At 61.1% G+C, this 4,084-nt stretch carries 5 protein-coding genes; 2 read left to right on the top strand and 3 right to left on the bottom strand.

Translation table 11 applies throughout. From position 1 onward, the window contains the following. Nucleotides 1-201 precede the first annotated feature (201 nt). Nucleotides 202-543: an ATP-binding protein gene (locus JJE47_05285; GenBank protein MBK5266829.1), complete on the top strand. Its 342-nt coding sequence runs from the start codon at nt 202-204 to the stop codon at nt 541-543. 155 nt (nt 544-698) lie between these two features. On the opposite strand, the gene JJE47_05280 is transcribed toward JJE47_05285, so the two are convergent. The 3 genes from JJE47_05280 to pabB form a co-directional block, all read right to left on the bottom strand. Continuing rightward, a complete protein-coding gene (locus JJE47_05280) occupies nt 699-1,049 on the bottom strand; it encodes a VOC family protein (protein MBK5266828.1) in 351 nt (116 codons plus the stop codon). Beyond that, a complete protein-coding gene (locus JJE47_05275; protein MBK5266827.1) occupies nt 1,046-1,414 on the bottom strand; it encodes a thioesterase family protein in 369 nt (122 codons plus the stop codon). The genes JJE47_05280 and JJE47_05275 overlap by 4 nt, the downstream gene beginning before the upstream one ends. A 101-nt stretch (nt 1,415-1,515) precedes the next feature. Continuing rightward, nucleotides 1,516-3,246, bottom strand: a complete 1,731-nt coding sequence (gene pabB, locus JJE47_05270) for an aminodeoxychorismate synthase component I (protein MBK5266826.1) — start codon at nt 3,244-3,246, stop codon at nt 1,516-1,518. Nucleotides 3,247-3,313: 67 nt separating this feature from the next. On the opposite strand from pabB, the gene JJE47_05265 reads away from it, so the two are divergent. After that, nucleotides 3,314-4,084: HAD-IG family 5'-nucleotidase (locus JJE47_05265; protein ID MBK5266825.1), on the top strand; the 771-nt coding region annotated here is incomplete at its 3' end.

Below are 4,084 nucleotides of genomic sequence, written 5' to 3'. Positions count from 1 at the left end.
TCGGGCACCGTTCTGGGCTGATCTGACCAAATTGTTGGTGTCAAGGGCTGCCAATCGGCGTAGGTTGTGACTATGGCAGGCCGCTGGGAGGCGATGAGGGGAAGACGATGAAGTACGTTTCAGACGCCGGTCCGTCAGATTCTTCGCTCCATCGTCGGGCTGGCTCCTGATTCGCCTGCGGCAGCTGGAGACTTCGCATCCGTGACGCGGTTCTGCGAAGCCACTGTTCCCGGACGGGTCGCCATGGTCGCCCCTTATTTGGCCTGGATGCTCGAGGTTGATTTACCCGAAGATCAAAAGGATCGCATTGCCTACCTGGATCCTGCCCGGTTAAGGATGGAAGGCATGCGGGCAACGGTTGAAGTGCTTGAAGCCCTCGTTGCGGTCGAACCGCTCGTGCTGTTTTTCGAAGATTTCCATTGGGCCGACGAAGCCTCCATCGATGTTGTAACGGAACTACTTCGGTTGACCGAACGGTCGAGCCTGGAGGAGAGTTCTCCTCGATGTGTTGGCAATCCGTTGGCGGTCTTTGGACGCGCTTGATCGCGTCGAAGAGGCGGAGGCAGCGCGCAGCCGGGGCCGGAATGTGGCCGCCGAGATCGCTTCGCCCATATCCGACCCCGAATTGCGGACGGCTTTCCAGGCGGGCTTCACCTCGCTTCTCGAAGCCTGAGAAGGCCTCCTCCGAGCCGGCGCCGTTAGGTCGTGCGCTCCAAGATGTGAACCAGGTTGCCGTCTGGGTCTGCATACTCGGCGAATCGCGTTTTTCCTGTTTCGGTGATAGCGGTCTCTGGCTGGTGGCCCTTGCGTGCCATCTCAGCCATTGCCGTGTCGAGACTTGGGACGCGAAAGGAAACGATCGCATTCACCGACCGAGCCTCCTCGCTACCTCCGTGGAGCGCGAAGCGGACCGGTCCAGGGAGGTTCATCTCCTGCCAATCTCCGTACCGCGGTCCCGGCTCGATGCCCAGTGCACCGGTGTAAAACTCGATCGCTCGGTCGATGTCCGTTACCCAGTAGAAGATGACGTCGATGCCTTCGATTCTCATGTCGCGAATGCTGACCGGTCGATGACTGCCCGTTGATGAGTCCCCTCGCCGATGAGCCGGTCACCTACCGAGACCCGGACGGTGAAGGTGAGGCGCCGGCGGTTGATCTCGATGAGTTCGCTGTCGACCACGACCGTATCGCCCTGGCGCGCCGCCGACAGGTGCGACACGTTCACGTGCGTTCCCACCGTCGTTTCGTGGTCGTCGAGGTGCGGCTGGGCGGCACTCAACGATGCCATTTCCATGAGCAAGATCATGTTCGGGGTCGACAGCACGACGATCGGCTTGAGGTGGGGCGGCGATAACGCCTCCGTGACCTGCTCGGTCAACCGATGTTTGACTCCAACCTGCAACGAATCCTTCACGCTTCCTCTTTCGGTCGACGCCCAACGCTTGGATCGCGGTGCGATCCGGTCCCCTGCCGAAGCCTAGAACGCGGCGCTCCGATCGGGTAGCCCGGTTGGACTCACAGGATTATCCCGTTCTTGAAGCCTTGGACGGAGTTGAGGACGGCTATCCCGGTGGCCTTCCGTACCTCCTGAACCGATATCGACCGTTCCTTAAGATTGCCGCTGTCGAGTAGCTCAGCCCGGTAGGTGCCTGCCAGGAGGCCGTCGGTCGCAGGCGGCGTGAACCAGGTCCCACCGATCTCTACGGCGAGATTGCCGATGGTGGTTTCGGTGATGTCGCCATCGGAGTTGATGAGGATGACGTCGTCCGCTTCGGGGTGGCGGGCTGCGGCATCCTCGTAGGTCCGGCGCGACGTCGTCTTATGGAAGAGGCGCCAGTCGCGACGATCAACCGGGACCGGGTCGATCGCCAGTTTGATCGGTGAGGTACGTTCGATCAACGGCGCCAATTCCAGTGAGAAGCCGTCGTCGTTGGCGAGCAGACGGACCCTGGATACTGCCTCGAACTCAAGAACTTCCAAGGCCGGCCGGATGGCCGTCAGATCCAGCGAGAAACCGAGGTAGCGGCCACTATCGGCCAGGCGATCAAGATGTCTGTCCAGTAGCCAGATCCCACTGCCCGGGTTCCCGCGCATGGTTTCGAGCAACGTGAACCGTTCGGTCGACTTCCCCAACACCTCGGTTTTCAGCATCGCTTCGGCGTATTCGCCACCTGCGGTCGAGTCGTAGGTTATGCCCCCCCCAACCCCATATTCGGCAGCTCCGGTGGCAGTGTTGACCAGCACGGTACGGATCGGAACGTTGAACTGTGCCCGCGGGGCGTAGGAGTCAGGTGGCGCCAATACGCCGATCGCCCCACAGTAGATGTCGCGGGGCGTGCCCTCCAGCGCGGCGATGATGCCCATCGTGGCGGTCTTGGGGGCACCCGTCACCGATCCGGATGGGAACAGCGCGGCGAAGACATCGAACAAGTCCACATCAGGGCGAGCTTGCGCCTCGATCTCCGAGGTCATTTGCCAGACCGTGTTGTACTGCTCGACGGCGAACAGCTCCGACACGCTGACTGAACCAAACTCCGCAACCCGGCCGAGATCGTTGCGGATGAGGTCGACGATCATGACGTTTTCGGCGCGTTCCTTCTCGGATGCCACGAGTTCGTCGACCAGTGCGCGATCTTCGGCAGTGAACCTGCCTCGTCGGGTGGTCCCTTTCATCGGTCGGGTGACGAGTTTGCCCGATCGATCCCAGCGGAAGAACAGCTCCGGACTCGCCGAGACCAGTTGCCAACCGTCGACCTCGAGGAAGGCGCCAAAACCTCCCGATTGGGCGATGATCAGATCCCGGTAGAGGGCGTGTGCGGCACCTTCCAACTGTCCTCGCATCCTTAACGTGTAGTTGACCTGATAGGTCTCCCCCTGCCTGATCAGCTCCCTGATCTGATCGATATGCGAAACGTAGGTTGCTTCGTCGACGCTCGGGGACCATCGGGCCACCGTGCCAGAGCCGTCGCCGTGGGCAGGGTCGTTGATGACGGAGTCATAAACATTGAAGGCGACCAGCGGAAAGTCCCCGGGAGGCACGGTCGACAAGGCAGGGTCGAAAGCGGGAGCGGCTTCGTAGGAGATCATCCCGGCCAGCCAATGACCCGCCGCGGCGAGTCGATCGGCGTCCCGGATGGTCGCCGGTACTTCGGCGAGGCTTCCGGCTACCAATCGAGCAACCGGCTTGCCAAACCCGAACGAACGTTTCCGTCCTGGCCGAAGATCGTCGAAGCGGGCAGTCAGCATGGTGCGGGGAGCCTAACGGTTCGACCCATCTCGATGCCTGCCGATCCCATGCCGATAGCATGGCGGCATGGAAACGAACCCCTCGCGACGGATCTACGCGAATCGCACGCTCAACCTCAGGTCGATCAAGGCGATCGGTTACGACCTCGATTACACGTTGGTGCATTACAACCCGGTCGAATGGGAGCGGCGCGCCTATGAACATACGCGGGACCGGCTACTGGAGCGGGGATGGCCGGTCGGGGATCTTGAGTTCGACCCTGATCAGGTGATTCAGGGCCTGACGATCGACCTGGAACTCGGCAACCTCTTGAAGGTCACCCGGTTCGGGTACGTCATCCGGGCGGTGCACGGAACCAAGCGACACCAGTTTTCCCAGCTCCGCCGAACCTATGCCGGCACTGTGGTCGACCTCGCCGAAGATCGATGGGTCTTCCTGAACACCATGTTCTCGATGTCTGAGGCTGCGCTGTTTGCCCAGATCGTCGACCTGGCCGATCAAGGGCTGATTCCCGAGGTAATGGGATACGAGGACTTGTACCGAACGGTGCGAGATTCGCTCGACGACGCCCACATGGAAGGGACTCTCAAGGCCGAGATCCTGGCTGACCCCGAGCGCTTCGTGGAACCCGATCCGCAGGTTCCCCGGACGTTGCTTGACCAGAAAGCCGCCGGCAAGCGACTCATGCTCATCACCAATTCTGACTGGGACTATGCCCGCCGCATCATGGAATACGCTTTCGATCCCTACCTGGGTGACGGCATGTCATGGCGAGATCTATTCGATACGGTGATCGTGAGCGCTCGAAAACCCGGGTTCTTCTTCGATGACCACACG

It is taken from the genome of Acidimicrobiia bacterium (assembly GCA_016650365.1).
In the GTDB taxonomy this organism is placed as follows: domain Bacteria; phylum Actinomycetota; class Acidimicrobiia; order Spongiisociales; family JAENVV01; genus JAENVV01.
This window is presented reverse-complemented; position numbering and strand designations above follow the sequence as displayed.